Source organism: Streptomyces sp. NBC_01335, from assembly GCF_035953295.1.
Lineage (GTDB): Bacteria > Actinomycetota > Actinomycetes > Streptomycetales > Streptomycetaceae > Streptomyces.
In genome coordinates this window covers 998,342-1,013,072 of record NZ_CP108370.1, presented here as the reverse complement: position 1 = coordinate 1,013,072, position 14,731 = coordinate 998,342, and the positions used below count along the sequence as shown (strand labels likewise).

At 73.1% G+C, this 14,731-nt stretch carries 11 protein-coding genes; all 11 read right to left on the bottom strand.

Going from position 1 to position 14,731, the window contains the following annotated elements:
- Positions 1-52: 52 nt before the first annotated feature.
- The 11 genes from OG599_RS04055 to OG599_RS04005 are packed head-to-tail and all read right to left on the bottom strand — an operon-like array spanning position 53 to position 14,577.
- Positions 53-1,633, bottom strand: a complete 1,581-nt coding sequence (locus OG599_RS04055) for a TRAFAC clade GTPase domain-containing protein (protein ID WP_327174558.1) — start codon at positions 1,631-1,633, stop codon at positions 53-55.
- 6 nt (positions 1,634-1,639) lie between these two features.
- A complete protein-coding gene (locus OG599_RS04050; RefSeq protein ID WP_327174557.1) occupies positions 1,640-4,210 on the bottom strand; it encodes a GTPase-associated protein 1-related protein in 2,571 nt (856 codons plus the stop codon).
- Positions 4,207-5,397 (bottom strand): TRAFAC clade GTPase domain-containing protein, encoded by a 1,191-nt coding sequence (locus OG599_RS04045; RefSeq protein ID WP_327174556.1) that lies wholly within the window; start codon positions 5,395-5,397, stop codon positions 4,207-4,209. The genes OG599_RS04050 and OG599_RS04045 overlap by 4 nt, the downstream gene beginning before the upstream one ends.
- Complete coding sequence (locus tag OG599_RS04040; RefSeq protein ID WP_327174555.1) at positions 5,397-7,481, bottom strand: Hsp70 family protein; 2,085 nt, start codon at positions 7,479-7,481, stop codon at positions 5,397-5,399. Before OG599_RS04040 ends, OG599_RS04045 begins: the two co-directional genes overlap by 1 nt.
- Positions 7,478-9,571, bottom strand: a complete 2,094-nt coding sequence (locus tag OG599_RS04035; protein ID WP_327174554.1) for an AAA family ATPase — start codon at positions 9,569-9,571, stop codon at positions 7,478-7,480. The genes OG599_RS04040 and OG599_RS04035 overlap by 4 nt, the downstream gene beginning before the upstream one ends.
- On the bottom strand, positions 9,568-11,004 hold the full coding sequence (locus OG599_RS04030) for a hypothetical protein (RefSeq protein ID WP_327174553.1): 1,437 nt from the start codon (positions 11,002-11,004) through the stop codon (positions 9,568-9,570). The genes OG599_RS04035 and OG599_RS04030 overlap by 4 nt, the downstream gene beginning before the upstream one ends.
- Positions 11,001-11,651 (bottom strand): 4Fe-4S single cluster domain-containing protein, encoded by a 651-nt coding sequence (locus tag OG599_RS04025; protein WP_327174552.1) that lies wholly within the window; start codon positions 11,649-11,651, stop codon positions 11,001-11,003. The genes OG599_RS04030 and OG599_RS04025 overlap by 4 nt, the downstream gene beginning before the upstream one ends.
- Positions 11,648-12,766, bottom strand: a complete 1,119-nt coding sequence (locus OG599_RS04020) for a hypothetical protein (protein ID WP_327174551.1) — start codon at positions 12,764-12,766, stop codon at positions 11,648-11,650. The genes OG599_RS04025 and OG599_RS04020 overlap by 4 nt, the downstream gene beginning before the upstream one ends.
- Positions 12,763-13,581 carry a protein phosphatase 2C domain-containing protein gene (locus tag OG599_RS04015; protein WP_327174550.1) on the bottom strand — a complete coding sequence of 273 codons (819 nt, stop codon included), beginning with the start codon at positions 13,579-13,581 and terminating at the stop codon, positions 12,763-12,765. Before OG599_RS04015 ends, OG599_RS04020 begins: the two co-directional genes overlap by 4 nt.
- Positions 13,578-14,348, bottom strand: coding sequence for a vWA domain-containing protein (locus OG599_RS04010; protein WP_327174549.1), 771 nt, complete (start codon positions 14,346-14,348; stop codon positions 13,578-13,580). Before OG599_RS04010 ends, OG599_RS04015 begins: the two co-directional genes overlap by 4 nt.
- Positions 14,341-14,577, bottom strand: coding sequence for a hypothetical protein (locus tag OG599_RS04005; RefSeq protein WP_327174548.1), 237 nt, complete (start codon positions 14,575-14,577; stop codon positions 14,341-14,343). The genes OG599_RS04010 and OG599_RS04005 overlap by 8 nt, the downstream gene beginning before the upstream one ends.
- Between the last annotated feature and the right edge of the window lie 154 nt (positions 14,578-14,731).

Below are 14,731 nucleotides of genomic sequence, written 5' to 3'. Positions count from 1 at the left end.
GCCCGGCGGTGCGAACGCCGTGGAAATCGGCCGGTCCGCGGCTCGCACCCGCTCACCCTTGCCGCAGGGCGCGTGGCCTGCCGCCGACCCCTCGCAGGGACCAGTCGGACAGCCGTACGACGCTGCTGTGCACATCCGCGTGCTCGTCCGTCACGGCGGCGGTGCCGAAGAAGCGGACTTCCCGGAAGTTCAGTTCCATGGCCCGCACGAGGCTGTGCAGACCGAGCCCTTCGACCAGCCATGCCCGGGCGTCGTCGCTGTCGGGCCCGGCCGGTACCAGGCCGTGTTCGGCGAGCAGGTCCATCTTGCTGATGGAGACCGCCAGTCGGGAGCGCCGGAGCGGAGCACCCATCGCGGCCACGGCCTGGACCGACCGGGCAAAGACCTCCTCGGGATCGACCGTGGAGCCCAGGGTGCGGTCCAGGAGAGGGCCGGGTGAAGGGTCCAGCCGGGTCCAGAACGCCTTGACCGCCATCGGGTCGAGGACGAAGACGAAGGTGCGCGCGGCCTGCGCGTAGCGCAGCGCGTCGGTTTCGTCGCGGTCGACGAACCGCTCACCGGCCGTGTCGAAGAGGTGGACCAGCCGCTGGGAGCGGCCGGCGCCGAGGACGAACGAGTGCGCCCTCGGCAGCGTCTTCTGGGTGGCGCGGGTGTGTCCGCGCATCCGCAGCACTTCCCGCAGCACCTGGTAGTTGGCGTCCGACTCGTCGTCCGCGAGGGTGATCGCCGGTCCACCGTTCGCCGCCGCGCGCTCCAGCGACAGCAGCATGGCCGCCATCAGCTGTGTCTTGCCCGCCGCCTGTCCGCCGATCAGCGGTATCACCACCTCGGGCATGTGGCCTCCGGCCACGTTCATCGGCTTCCCGCAGTGCGGGTGGCGGCAGTAGCCCTGGAGCCGCGTTTCCCGGTCCATCAGCATCAGCAGGGTCGGCATGCGGCGGCCGCACTCGCAGCGGCGCCGGAAGAGGCCGTACCTCCCGGGCCGGATGTCCGTGTGCCGACGACGGCAGGTGGGGCTCGGGCAGTCGTACGCCGGATATCGCACGCGTTCGAAGCAGTGCGGGCAGATCATCCCCGAGCCGAGCCGCTTCGTCCACAACGCCAACCGGTCGGTGGTCCGCAGCGCGCCCGCGAGGAGCCGGGCCCCGCCCGTCAACAGGGCCAGGAGAAGCGCGTGCAGCACCAGCGCCAGGACGAGCAGCGGAAGGACCGCAACCAGTCCCGCGCAGAGACCCAGGTACAGCGTCAGACCGTACGGCACGGTGAAGGCCCGGTGCCGCGTCGGTGCGACGAACTGGCGCGAGGTCACGGCACGGAAGGAGTCCCCGACCGTTCTGGCGTACAACCGTCTCTCCAGGGTGATGAGCTGGCGCAGGTCGCGGAGAGCCGGACCGTAGAAGTAGTTGCGGTACGCCTTCACCGCCTCGTCCTGGGGCCGGTACGGGGGCAGCGTCCGGAACTCGGGCGTGCGCCGGTGCACGACGCCGACCAGGGTGCGCCCATAGCCGGAGAGCACCTGCATCATCAGCGCGAGGCCCCGAAGAGCGGCGATGAACGGCACGAGGGGCAGGAACAGCCCGATCCCTAAAAGGAAGAGTGCGGGGATGAGAACGAAGGCGACGATCTCAGTCACGACACGTCACCGGTCCTTCTTCTTCGAGAGGTCGGCGGGTCCGGTCGCGTCCGGTTCGGTCGCCTCGGGTCTCCGCCGACGGGCAGGCTCCTGCGCTGCGGCCGCCGCCCGACGGGGAGGATCATCCTGCGTTGCGGCTGCGGCTGCGGCTGCGGTTGTCGCCCGGCGGCCGAAGAGCGGAAACCTGCGCGGCGCGTCACGCGGCGCGAGCTGCCGCCGGCTCTCGGCCCTCTCGGCATAGCGGTCGGCGAGGTCGGCCCCATGGGGCCGTACCGCCGCCTCCAGCATGCTCAGATCGGCCGCGCTCCAGTGCCGGTACGGGTGGGAGCGGATCGCGATCACCATCTCCTCCTGGGCCTGGGAGACCGGGACTTTGTCGGGCAGAGTGGCGACGGCGGCGACGTGGCCCAGCAGGACGTCGTCGATCCGCTCACCACTGCCCACCCTGCGGGCCACGCCCGAGAGGTACAGGTCGAGGTCGCGGTGGTTCAACTTCCCCAGCAGTGCGCGCAGCCGACCGGTGTCGGCGGGCAGGCCCAGCAGGGCGGGCACCATGCGAAGGCGCTTGAGCGCCCTCGGCGCCGCCCAGGTGGCGGCCTCCGGAACCGCGAACGCCTCGACGAGCTCGCCGGCCTCCCGGGCGTCGCTGAGGGAGCGCAGGAGACCGAGCGTGATCCGTACCCGGTCCCGGGCGCTCGGGGAGAGCCAGCCGGAGCGGCCCGGGGCTGCGAGCTGCCGGCACAGGTCGAGGCAGTCCTCCAGCGCCTCCTCGTCCTCGACCTCCTGGCTCAGCGCGCGGTCGAACCACTCGCCCACCGCCGCGTCCACCGGCGTCGAAACCGGCAGCTCCCGGGCGATCAGGGCCGCTTCCCGGTGGGTCCAGGTCCGTGAGGGCGCTCGCCACAGACCGCGGAGCAGTTCCTCGTCCGGCGACGCGCGCTGCCGGACCCCCAAGATTTTGATCATGAGGGGCACCGTGTTCGCGGGGTCGCGTTCGGCCCTCGCCCGCAGATGGTGTTCCAGAAGCAGAGGGCGGCCCGCCAGGTCCTCTTCGCGCAGGAGGTCGGAGGGGAACTGCGAGAGAAGTTGTTCCTGGCCGACGCGTTCCCGGAGCGCCTCCTCGACCGCCGCGGCCAGGGATTCCCTCATGGCGGGCAGCTCACGCAGGAGCTCGGCCACCTCGTGCCGGAACCCGGGGGCGGGCGCGGCGGAGCCGAGCAGCGTGCGGGCCAGCACGCGTGTCTCGCGCACCATGATCTCCGGTGGCACCGGGAGCCCGGCGCCGAGGGCCCAAAGCAGCAGACGGGTCCGCTCGCGGGCGGTCCGTACCTCCGTCAGAAGTCGTCCCCACAGGACGGTGGCCCGCTCGCGTGCCGTCGGGTCGGTGATCGGCACGGGCTCGAGGGCGCCGGTGCCGGCGTCGAGGTAGGCCCGCATGCGCGAGCCGTGCAGTTTCCCCTCGATCTCCTGCTGGACCGCGTCGTCACCGCCGGCCTTCGCGGCCGCGCTGAGCACGATCAGCCGGCGCTCGTCCAGGTCCCGGTGCTCGCGGTGGATGTCCGCCGCCACGGCTGCCCGGCGTGCTCCCAGGTGGTCCGCGCCGGCCAGCCAGTCGATCACCGCGTCGGCGTCGGCCGCGGTGAGCGGCATGCCGCCGGAGGCTGCCGCAGCGGCGACCGGCGCGTGCCACTCCTCCGGCGCCTTCTCCCCGCCTCGGGCGTAGTCCGCCGTCCAGGACCAGACGGGGCGGATGGAACCGGCGCCGATCCGGGTGAGGAGACGGACCGCGGCGCCGACATGCATCTCGGGGAAGACACCGCGCGCGAAGTCGAAGACGGTGTAGGCCGCCTCGTCGTCCGGCCCGAAGGCCAGCTGTGCCTCCGGAACGGTGCCGATCAAGTGCAACCGGCTGCGAGCGGGACGCAGCACGTAGGTGGCGAAGGAGAGCCCACGGGCGAGCGGGGGCGGCATCAGGTAGGAGACCGCGGCGAACCAGTGCGCGATCCGCTCGGTCGTACGCTCGATCACCACCACCGATCCGTTCTCGCCGAGCGCGGCGAACACGGCTGACAGCAGGTCCGGCAGCCGGGCCGCGTGAGGGTGGCCGCGCAGGAACTCGCTCACCGCGCGGGCGTCGAGCGGGCCGGGCGCGGGCGCCGTCAGCTCCGGGATGTCCGTGCTGGGTGACACCGTGCTGGTCCACACCGGGGAGTTCCACAGTTCGATCCCGAGCATCCCGCCCCCGGCCGCGGGGAAGTCCTCGCTGTGCAATGCGTGGGCGAAGTAGTTGCCGAAGCGACGGGCCGAGTCCCGGCCCACGTACCGTACGCACAGCGTGGTGGCGCTGCGCCCCTGCGGGTCGTGGGGCCGGTAGCAGAGGTTGACAGGGCACCGCTCCAGCAGCTCCGGTGTGTCCGACTCCGTCAGGTACCGCGGTGGCTCGTACCCGGCCAGGGCTTCGACGGCCTGGCGGGTCTCGAAGGTGACGCCCGCGCTGACGGCGTTGAACTGGAACCCCGAGAAGCGGCTGAGCCCGTGCTCGCAGGAGGTGTAGTAGAGCTGCTGAAAGCCGGTCACCCGCGTCCTTCCTTGGGCACCGAGCCGAATTCGCTCAGCAGCCACAACAAGGGGTCGGCCACCCGGGAGGGCTGGATACCGGTGGCGGCGACCCTGGCTTCGGGGGTGGGGTTGCGGCCGAGGGCCGACACTCCGAAGTACCGGTAGCGGGTGTAGTGGATGTCCAGGAGCTGGTCGATCGGCACGCCGTCCCACTCCTTGAGGAGCCGGCGCACCTCCTCGTGCACGCTCAGGCTGTCGTTCACGTCGAAGCGGCCCGTCAGGGGCGCGTGGTCGCGCAGGGGACTTCCGGGATCGAGGTGGTGCCAGAAGGCGTCGATCTTCGAGAAGACGACGGCGATCGGGGTGTCGATCCGCTGCGCGGGCCGGCCGGCGCGGGCGGCCAGCAGCATGGTGGTCACCCGGGAAAGGACGTTCCCGGGCGGGTCCAGTGCCTCCGAGCCCGGCAGCATGGTGCCGGGCAGGGCGTGGCCGCGGGCGCCCGGCATCTGGAGGGGATCGAGCAGCAGGACTATGCCGTCGGCTCCGGCCAGGTAGCGGGTGTTCAGCTCGATGTTCTCCTGGGAGCTGAAGTCCTCGCCGGCGGTGTCGAAGAAGGACAGCACGGTGTGCTGCGGGCGTTCACCGAGCAGGGTCCGCCGGCGCATGCCGAACCGGAAGACCAGCGGGTCCACCCGGTTGAGGGTGGTGGAGGCGGGCGAGGTGGGCGGGAACATCTGGTTGTCCTGGTAGAGACGTTCCTCGTAGTCGGAACTGAAGCGCTGCATCGTCGCGTCGTCCGAGCCCATCAGGGAGGCCCCGAACGCCTCACCGACCCGGTGGCGGACCTCGTGGAGCAGCACCGTCATGTAGACGGTCTTGCCGGACGCCTTCGGCCCGACCATGGCGATCAGGCGGTTGTCCACCATGCCGAACTGGACGGGCAGCGCGGAGTGGCACACCGGGCATATCCGGTAGTTGGTCTCCCCCTCGCAGTCCGGGCAGATCGCCGAGGACTTCCGGCCGTCCGCGGCGAAGACCGGGCCGAGGTCGTGGCTGGGGCGCGGTCCCTTCCGCTGGTCGAGCACCTGGTCGCGGCTGCGCGGGCACTGCTTGCCCGCTTTGCTGAGACGGGCGTTGCAGCGGAAGAGGATCTCTCTCGCGGCGAAGCCCTCGTAGCAGTAGGGGCAGATGAGCGCTCTGGCCATCAGGTGACTCGCAATCTGTGCAGTGCCGACGGGCGGATCTCGATGCCGGAGTCGGTGCCCGCGTCCGCGTCCGCCGGGAAGCAGACCAGCCAGGACGGACCGCGGGTGGCGGGCAGAGCGAACTCCACGGTCAGGGGGGCGCCGGCGGACAGCCGCTGCGCGGGCACCTCGTGCAGGACGGTGCCCTCGGCGGTGCTGGTGGGGCGGAAGCGTCCGAGTCCGTGGACGATACGGAGACCGGGCAGCCGGCAGCCGGACTCGGTGGTGAACACGACCGACGCCACCCGGCCCCTGAGGCGCCGTCGCACGCTCGGCTCGTACACCACGACCGTCGGGGCGGCCGGGACGAGCAGCGGGGACGTGTCCTCGGCGAACTCGTCGAGCTCCGGGACCAATGCCTCCACAGTGAGGACCACAGCCCCGGGACCGACGGCCAGTTCGAACCCTCCGTCGTGCTCGTAGGCCCGGCGGCGGCACACCACGTCCCCGTCACCGGACGCGGCGGTGCTTCCCTCCCGGGACCAGCGCACCCGTGCGCTCAGGGCTCCGTCGGGCCAGGCCCACAGCACGAGGAGATGGCTCCCGCGCCGGACGGCCTGGAGCTGGTCCACGGGAACCGCGAACCGGGGGCGCGGATCGACGAACGACACCGCCGGAGCCTCCCCCGCGGCGTCGTACGGATCGCTGACCGGAGTGGCCCGCGGTGGGAACGAGTCCTCGGCGCCGGGCATGGAACCGGCGCGGGCGGTGCTCGGCCGGGGTGTCCCCGGCGGCTGCGCGCGTCCTGGGGCAGCGGCGTCGGCGGAGGCGCCGGTGTGTCCGGCGCCGGAGGGCCGGGCGGCCTCGGGCTCCGGGGCGGCCTGGGGCTCCGGGGCGGCCTCGGGATCCGGGGAGAATCCGGGCCCGGGGGGCGGCCCTGGCGGTGCGGTGGACGGCTCGGAGTCCTCCCGCTGCCCGGCACGTCCGGCTTGCGGCGCCTCCGCATCCCGGACGGCCGCCCCGCCGCGTTGCCACGAGCGCGGTACGGGGTCCTCGGACGGGGAGCGTCCGGCCCGGGGCTCCGGATCCTCCACCGCGTCGGCGGACACGGGGCCCGGGCCGGCGTCGAAGGGCTCCGCGCCCGCGGGGCGCGGGGCCGGGGTGGGATGCGGGCTCCGGATGCGCGGGTACCCGGAGCCCGCACCGGGGTACCACGCCTGCGCCCGCTCCGGCTCCGCGGTGGGGCGGGAGACCACGCGCAGGACACCGAAGTCGTTCAGCGCCAGCAGACCGAGCACGACTGCCAGTTCGGGGCGGTCACGGCGCACCGTCAGACCCCGCGCGGCCGGTAGGGCCTCGATCCGGCCCCGCAGTCCTGGCGCGGCGCACATGCCGCCCGCCAGCAGCACGGTGTCCACGCCCGGTCGCGCGGCGGTGAGTTCTTCCGCGACGGCTTCGAGCATGCGCTCCCGCAGCGGCGCGACCGCCCGCTCGAAGCCGGTCCGGTCGAGGGTCAGCGAGTGCCGGCCGCCCGACGTGTCCACGACTTCGGTCACGTCCGCCCCGTCGCCGTACCCCCGTCGTAGGCCCTCCGCCGCCCGGAGCGGGTCGGCACCGTCCGGCAGACGGCCGGCGAGAGAGTCGGCGACCGCAGCGTCCCAGTCACTGCCGCCGAGGGGAAGGCTGCGTCCGCTGACCATGCGCACGGTGAGGTCGGGGGTGATGGACAGGACGCTCAGGTCCAGGGTCGTCGCCCCCTGGTCGCAGACCAGGACCGTATGGTCCACCCCCTCCGCGACGGCCCCGTAGTGCAGGGCCACGGCCACGGGATCGGGCACCGCGCGCCCCACTCTGAGGCCGGCGCGCTCCACCGCGTACCTGAGCTCGTCCTCCCGCCCACCCGACAGCGCGAGTCCGATGAAGGCCGTTCCGTCCGGCTCCACCCCATGGGCGTCCGTGGCCGCCCCGATCACCTGGGGCAGCGCCCGGCCCGGATCGAGCACCCCGTCCGCGCCGACGAACCCGGTCGTGGTCACTTCCTGGGCGCCGTCGGGGCCGACCCGCGCGAGGCGTCCGAAACGGTGACCCAGATCGATGGCGATCATGCCTCCGTGCTCCTTCCGTCCTCGGACGGTGCCGAGCCGTCGACGGTGACCCACGCGGCGTCGTCGGCACCGACACCGACCCTGATCCGGCTGCCGGGCTCGGGGCGGTGTGCCAGCAGATGCCCGACGACGGCCGATCGCACCAGTTCCAGTTCGTTGCGGATCTGCCGACCGCCGTACGCCTGGTGCCCGGGCTCCGACATCCGCTTCGTGATCCACGGGTGCAGGGTGTCCGTGTCGGGCACCAGTTCCACGCGGTGGCGTTCGTGGACGGACTCCACCAGCTGGCGCAGCAGCCGCTCGGCGATCCTGACGACGTGCTCGTCGCGCAGCATGTCGAAGACCACCACTCCGGGCTTGAGCCGGCCGTAGATCTCCGGCCTGCCGATCTCTCGGAACTTCTCCTCCACCGCCCGGGTGAAATGCGCTTCCAGCCGGGGATACGAGAGTTCTTCGTCGCTCTCCTCCAGAAGGTTCTGGACCTGCTCCGCGCCGGTGTTGGAGGTGAAGATGATCAAGCACTGGGAGAAGTAGGCGGTCTGGCCGCGCCCGTCGGTGAGGCGGCCGTCCTCCAGGATCTGCAGGAACTTGTCCAGCACCTTGGGGTGGGCCTTCTCGATCTCGTCGAAGAGCAGCACGCTGAACGGCCGTTCCTGGACCCGGCGGGTCAGCTCGCCGCCCTGCTCGTGGCCGATGAAGCCAGGCGGCGCGCCGGCCAGGCGCTCGGCAGCGTGCTCCTGCTGGTACTCGCTCATGTCGAAGCGGGCGTAGGCGCTCTGGTCTCCGAACATCAACTCGGCGACAGCCTTGGCGAGTTCGGTTTTCCCTACGCCGGTGGGTCCGACGAAGAAGAAGGCGCCACGGGGGCGGGCAGTACCCGAACTGCCGAAGTCGACACCCACGAAGGCGGACTGGAGAGCCGACGCGACTGCGTTCACCGCCGTGGACTGGCCGACCACCCGGGCTCCCAGAGCCCCGGCGGCGCCCGCGACGGTGGCCCGGTCGAGCTGGGTCCACGGGTCGACGCTCACGTTGAGCCGGTGGACTTCCATCAGCTTGTCCGGTTTCCGCAGCGGAGCGTCGCGCAGCCAGGAGGTCCGGGCCAGGGACTCGATGTCCCAGGCCGCCATCCCGTCGGTGGATCCCACGAGCGCCTCCAGATCGGCGCGTGTGGCGTCCTTCGCCCCGTTGAAGTGCCGCAGCAGCCAGGTGAGCCAGAGACGCCGCTCACTGGGGTCGGGCGGGCCGATGTGCAGTGCGGCGATCCTCGGGTCCTCCAGGTGGAACCAGCCGGGCAGCCGTCCGACGTCACCCACCGCACACAGCACCGCGTTGCGTGCGTGCGGTGCCGGGCCGACGGCGCTCCTCGGGGTCACGGCGTCCGTCATCGCGGCGCGCAGCCTCAGGTAGCCCAGATGCGATTCGGGCTGCCCGGGCGGCAGGTGGTGGTCGACGTCCTCGAAGACGAAGGCGGTGGCCGCGTCGGGCGAGGACACCAAGCGGTGCACGGTGGCGACGACGTCCTCGAAGGCGCGGGGCGTGCCCGCCCGCCTCGGCGCCAGCAGTCGCTCCCGGCTCCTCTCCCGCTCACCCCGGCGGGACACGCCGGCCTCCACGTCCCCCGGACCACCGGGCGGCGCCGGTGAGGACCCGTAGTCCTGCGGCGCGTGCGGCCCCGTACCGTCCGGCTCCGTACCGGCTGCCGCGGAGGCGCCGTCCGGCCCCGAGGGGCGCGCCTCGCGCAGCTCCTCGAAGCGCCGTCCGTCACCCGGCAGCGGAAAGGTGAGCCCGCCCACCGGGTCCCACCAGCCGACGACCTCCGCCCCGCGCATCCGCAGCAGGCCGGCGATCACCTCGCGGAAGGAGGCGGGCCGGTCGGCCAGCCACCACCGGTCCCGGATCTGCCCGTTCAGGATCACCTGGCGGCCCCGTCCGAGCTCCCAGCCGAGGGACACCGCCCACAGCGGCATCATGGCGTCCGCGGTGGCCGGAGCGCCGCCGGCGGCGGGTGCGCCCCGGCGGCCCCGGTCCGGCGGACTGCCCGGTCCGGCGCCGCTGTTCTCCCTCTTCGCCCAGTCCGCAGTGGTCACCGGGTCCACGTCCAGTCCGCAGCGGCCTGGGGCCCTCCGTCCGGCCGACGCGGTTTGCCCTGCCAGGTGAGCTCTCCGGGGACGAACCCACGCCCTTCGACGATCGCCTCGTGCACCCGCTCCAGGAGGTCTTCCGTGCGGTCGCACCGAGCGCTCTCAGGATCCGGCGGGATGGTGACGTCCGGTTCGCCGTCGACCTGGTAGACGAGGACGGGGGCGCCCCGGTCCTCCGTGGTGATCGTGGTCCGGTAGGTCGCTCCGCTCGGACGCTCGAAGCTGAGCAGCAGGCTTCCGGCCCGCTGCTCTCCGCCCGTGAAGGCGAAGCCCTCGCCGATCATGGCATCCTGCAGGGCCTGCGCCAGGTCCATGCGGCGCCTGTCCGCCACATACATCTCGTCCAGCAGCACTTCGGTGCCGGCGAGCAGGTCCTCCAGCGCCGCGACCGCCGTCAGCGCCTCTGCCACCGCCCCCGCCGCGAGCGGGGTGGTGACGGCGTTGAGCGCCTCCTCAATCCGCTCGGCGAGTTCGGCGCCGTCGAGCGCTCTGGCCTCGGCCGCTGCTTCGCCCACCGCTCCCGCCACGACGCCGAGGCGGTCCCTCACCTCGCTGAGCTCTGCGGCCAGGCGTTCCTGTCCGGCATCCAGCGCAGCCTGACGTGCCGCCTCCCGCTCGGCGGCGCGTACCTCCTCCAGCCGACGGGCCTCCCGCGCCCGCGCCGCCTCGTGCCGCCTCTCCGCGGCCCGGTCGGCGGCGGTCGTGGCGAACCGTACGAGGGCGTGCTCCGCGGTTCCGAGCAGCGCCTGGAACCTGGTCTCCGCACCCTGCCCGGCCGAGGCACGCAGCTCGTCGAGGAGGTCGCGGCAGCGCCGGTGCCCCTGAGGATCCTGTTCCCGGGCTTCCCGTCCGAGCCGGGCGAGCCGTTCCTCCAGGCCGGCCAGGACAGTTCCGTGGCCGTCGCTGCGGACGCCGGAGTCCCCTTCGCGTCCGAGCAGGACGACCCGGCCCCGCAGCTCCTCGATCGCCCCGCCCAGGTCCTCGGCCCGGCCGGCGCGGCCCAGAAGAAGATCCAGCCGCTGCCGCAGTTCCCGCACCTCGGAGTCCTCCGCGCGGACCCGGCCGAGCAGTTCGCGTACCTCGGTCAGCCCGCGCACATCGGCGTCGGCCTGCTCCTGACGCACCATGGCCGCGTGGGAACGCCGGTGCTCCTCCCGCTGATGGTCCAGCCGCGCTCTCCTGCGCTCAGCCTCAGCCCTGGCCAACTCCCGGCGCGCTGCCACTTCACGGGCCCGCTCGGCGGCTCGCCGGGTCCGTTCCGCGGCGCGCTCCGCCTCCCGCCGCCGACGTGCCGCCTCGCGGGCGCGGCGCCGCTCCGCTTCGATCCGCGCGTAGGCCGGCGCCACGGTGACGGCGCTGTACTTCGGTGATCCGCTCATGCTTTCCTCCGTACCTCGGCGCGCAGGACGAAGCCCCGTGCCGCGAGTCGCTTCTCGAATGACTCCCGGAAGCCGGGAGTGGGCGGCACCCCTGCCCAGGACAGCGATCCGTCGGCCGCCACGGACAGTTCGACGCCCGCACTGGTGTCGGGCCCTGTCTCCAGGTGGTCGTGGCGTCCGGTGAGCGCGATGACGCGCTGGTTGGACGAGCCGCGCCAGCGCAGGCCGTGCCGCGCGGAGGCCACGTACGGACCGTCGACGAGGAGATCGAGGCGGCGCAGTAGCGCGCGCCGGTCCGGGTCGCCCCGCAGCAGGGCCTCATACCGGAACCCGGAGTACGCCATCGCGCCGAAATCCGGACGCCGCACCCGGACGGCGTCGATCAGCGAGGCCAGCGGTCCGGCCTGGGCGAAGGGCTCGCCGCCGGAGAGCGTCACTCCCTCGACATCGGGCAACCCGCAGAGCCAGTCGGCGAGTTGATCCACGCTGTGCTCGTCGCCCCCTTCGAAGGGCAGTGTCTCCGCCGCTACGCAGCCCTGGCAGCGCAGCGGGCAGCCCTGCACCCAGATCACGGCTCTGGTCCCCGGCCCCAGGACGGTGCAGCGGTCGAGCGTCCGCGCCACCGAGAGCCCTCTCGTCTCCTTCATGCGGTGTCCTCCTCGGTGTCCTTTTCCTCGCTCGCGTCCGCGAGGTTCCGCGCGCCGTCCGTGCGCGGCGACGGGTCCGAAGCAGTGAGCGGCTCACGGTCGTCCGCCCCGCGATCGGCGAGGTCGCACCAGGGGCACCAGGGGCGCTCCGCCGTATGCACGTGCAGGACGTTCTTCCGGCAGGTCCGCAGCCGGGCCGGGTCCGACTCCGCGGCCAGCGCCTCGGCCCAGACCGACGCGGCGGGCCGGACCCCGCCGAACGCGGCCCGGAAGAGGGCTGTGAGGCGCCTCGGGAGCAGGTCGACGGGTGGCGCGGAGCGAGGCAGGACCACCGAGGCGCGGTCGAGCAGGCGGCACCTGCCGTGCAGGACGTTGTCGTCGTACGAGAGGTAATCGCCGCCCGCCCCGGGGTGCCCGGCGAACGGGTGAAGCCCGCACATCAGCAACTGGTGGACCAGGACCGCGAGGACGAAGTCGTCGGACGCCCGGTCGGGCGCGGTGCCGGGGGCGGCGATCCGCTCGGGTGCCGTGTGGCCCGGGCTGCTCATCCGTCCGGGAAAGAGCTCTCCCCCGTCGGTGAACTGCCAGGAGTCCACGTCGGCGATGCCGGCCCTGCCGCGCGCGTCGACCCAGAGGTTGTCCGGTTTCAGGTCGCCCACCACGTAGCCCTCGGTGTGCAGATCCGCGAGGAGACGTGCGAGCGAGAGGGAGGCCGCGAGCGCGGTGGCCCACGTGGCTCCCGGGAAGAAGGTGCGGCCGGCCCGCGGGGTCAGCAGACGGGTGAACGGCTGGTGGGTGTGGCGCATGTCGGTCATCAGGTAGCCGTCCATTCCGTCGTCACCCGGGCCGCCCGCCCGGACCGGGGCCATCGGCCACGCGACCCGGGCGGGTGTCGCGGAAAGGACCCGGACGGCGCGCGGCAGTCGGCGGCGCCGCACCAGCCGGACGACGCGGCGCCGGTAGGCGGCGGGATCGGGCGGGTCGAGGACGAGCTTGACCACCAGCGGCCGCTCGTCGTCCACCAGGTAGACGACTCCCTCCGAGCCGCTGCCGACCTGCTGGGTGAGGTGCCAAGTGCGTCCGCTGTCGGACACCGCCGTGAGGGCCACCGTCACCCGCCTTCCGTCAGGGCGCACAGCACGGTCAGGTCGTCGCCGGACCGTGCCGCCTCCGGTCCGGAGAGCAGTGCGTGCAGGGGCGCGGCGTCACCGCCGTTGGCGCGCAACGTCGCCGCCAGCCCGCAGAAGAACCGTTCGGAGGGCAAGGGCCCTGCCTCGGGCGGCAGCCGACGTACGGAGGGATGGTCGAGGGTGAGGGGGACACAGCCGTCGGTGGCGAGCACGACACCGCTCAGCTGCGGTTCCCAGACCACGAACGACCGGATCCGCAGACCAGCCCCGGGCGAAGAGAGGAAGACCGTCTCCGCCGCGCCGGGAGAGGGCGGCGGCAGGACCAGGTGGCACCGGTCTCGTGCCTCGCGAACCGGACCCGGGCCGACGGGCCCGCGGGTGAGTAACGTCCCGAAGCAGTCGCCGACCGCGAGGAAGGCCACCCAGGGCGGCCGTACGACCGCCGCGGCCAGCGTGGCGGCGAGGGCGCGGGCCCCCTCCGGCGCGCCCGGCCCGTCCGCCGACAACACGCCCTGCACGGACCGCCGGTAGTCCCTCATCACCCTGGCGCCGGCCTTGGCCGTCCACTCTGTCCAGACCTCCGGACCGTCCCCGGCATCCGGTATGTCCTCCGCCAGGGCGCGGCAGGCCGCGTCCACGGCGATGTGCGCGCCGAGCGCGCTGCGCTCCTGGCCGCCGGCGCCGTCCGCGACCGCCAGCACCGCCGACGCGCCCAGGTCGACCGCCCTGAAGGCGTCCTGGCAGCCCTGGCCCCGGGCCAGGTGCGCGGTGCCCTGGACGACGGCCCCCGCCACGATCACCGGTGCCTGTCCTCAAGCTGCCGCAGGCGTCGTTGCCACTGCACGAGCTGGTCCGTCTGGCTCTGGATCTCGTCGACGGCCTGGAGCGGGCCCGACGCGTCGGAGCTCTTGAAGAGAATGTCGAGGATCTGCTCGAAAGTCATGTCCTCGAGCATGAAGGCCCCCCGGGGGGCCAGGACCTCCAGCAGCTCCAGATCGGCACCGCGTACCCCGATCGCCTGGAGCACGCATTCGCCCCGTTCCTCGCCCCGGCGCACCCTCTGTGCCGTACCGGCCAGGGCGGCCGGCGCCATCGGCTCCCCGTCGCCGTCGCTCGGCGCCCCGTCCGTCAGTACCCACAGGAACGGCCTGCGCACCTGGACGTGCCGTCCCTGGAGCGTCCTGTAGCGCTCCCGGGCCAGATCGAGCCCGGTCTCGACGGCCTCTGTCATCCGGGTGAGCCCGAACGCCTCCAGTCGCGGTGGGCGCACCTCGTCCACCGGCACGAACAGCCGGTCCGGCGGGGCTTCACCGACGGGGACCAGTCGCTTCCGGTCCGGGTCGTAGACCCGCACCCGGGAGTCGAAGGTGATCAGGCACACCTCCACCCGCGCCCTCAGCCTCGGCTCCCTCCGGATTCCTTCGAACCAGCCGGTCAGTGCCTCGCTGAGCTCGCGTATCCGGGGGTTCTCGGCCGGGCGTCCCATGGACGCCGAAGTGTCGAGGAGCAGGACCACGGGCTGCCGCTCGTCGTAGCCCTCGGCCAGTCCGAAGCCGGGCTCACTCATCGCCGCACGCCCCGCCCCGGTCCGGGCGGCCCGCCGTCGCCGCGTGGGCGCGGAGCCGATTCCGTTCGGGGTCGTGGCGCACGACGACCTCCGCGCCCGGCGCCATCCCCGGTGCGTCCATCGACATCCGCAGCAGGACCCCCTCGACCATGACGTACGCGTCCGGTGCCGGCCAGGTGACGACCCGGCCGACGGCCCCGTGGCCCCACTTCTCCATCCCGCGGCTCATGCGCCCACGCCGGTGCCGCGACCGCCGGGGTCCACCCCGCCGCGAGGCCCGGCAAGCACGTTTACCGCAACCGCAACCGCAGCCGTGTCGGCTGGGATTAGCCACATCAAGGTCTCCCTGTACCGCTTGAGCGTCGCCCGTGCCCCTCGGGCAC

Bases quoted from the DNA above. Each gene is read 5' to 3' on its own strand.
- OG599_RS04045 (WP_327174556.1), bottom strand. From the start codon at position 5,397: ATGGCCAGAGCGCTCATCTGCCCCTACTGCTACGAGGGCTTCGCCGCG.
- OG599_RS04005 (WP_327174548.1), bottom strand. From the start codon at position 14,577: ATGAGCCGCGGGATGGAGAAGTGGGGCCACGGGGCCGTCGGCCGGGTC.
- OG599_RS04010 (WP_327174549.1), bottom strand. From the start codon at position 14,348: ATGAGTGAGCCCGGCTTCGGACTGGCCGAGGGCTACGACGAGCGGCAG.
- OG599_RS04040 (WP_327174555.1), bottom strand. From the start codon at position 7,481: ATGATCGCCATCGATCTGGGTCACCGTTTCGGACGCCTCGCGCGGGTC.
- OG599_RS04025 (WP_327174552.1), bottom strand. From the start codon at position 11,651: ATGAAGGAGACGAGAGGGCTCTCGGTGGCGCGGACGCTCGACCGCTGC.
- OG599_RS04030 (WP_327174553.1), bottom strand. From the start codon at position 11,004: ATGAGCGGATCACCGAAGTACAGCGCCGTCACCGTGGCGCCGGCCTAC.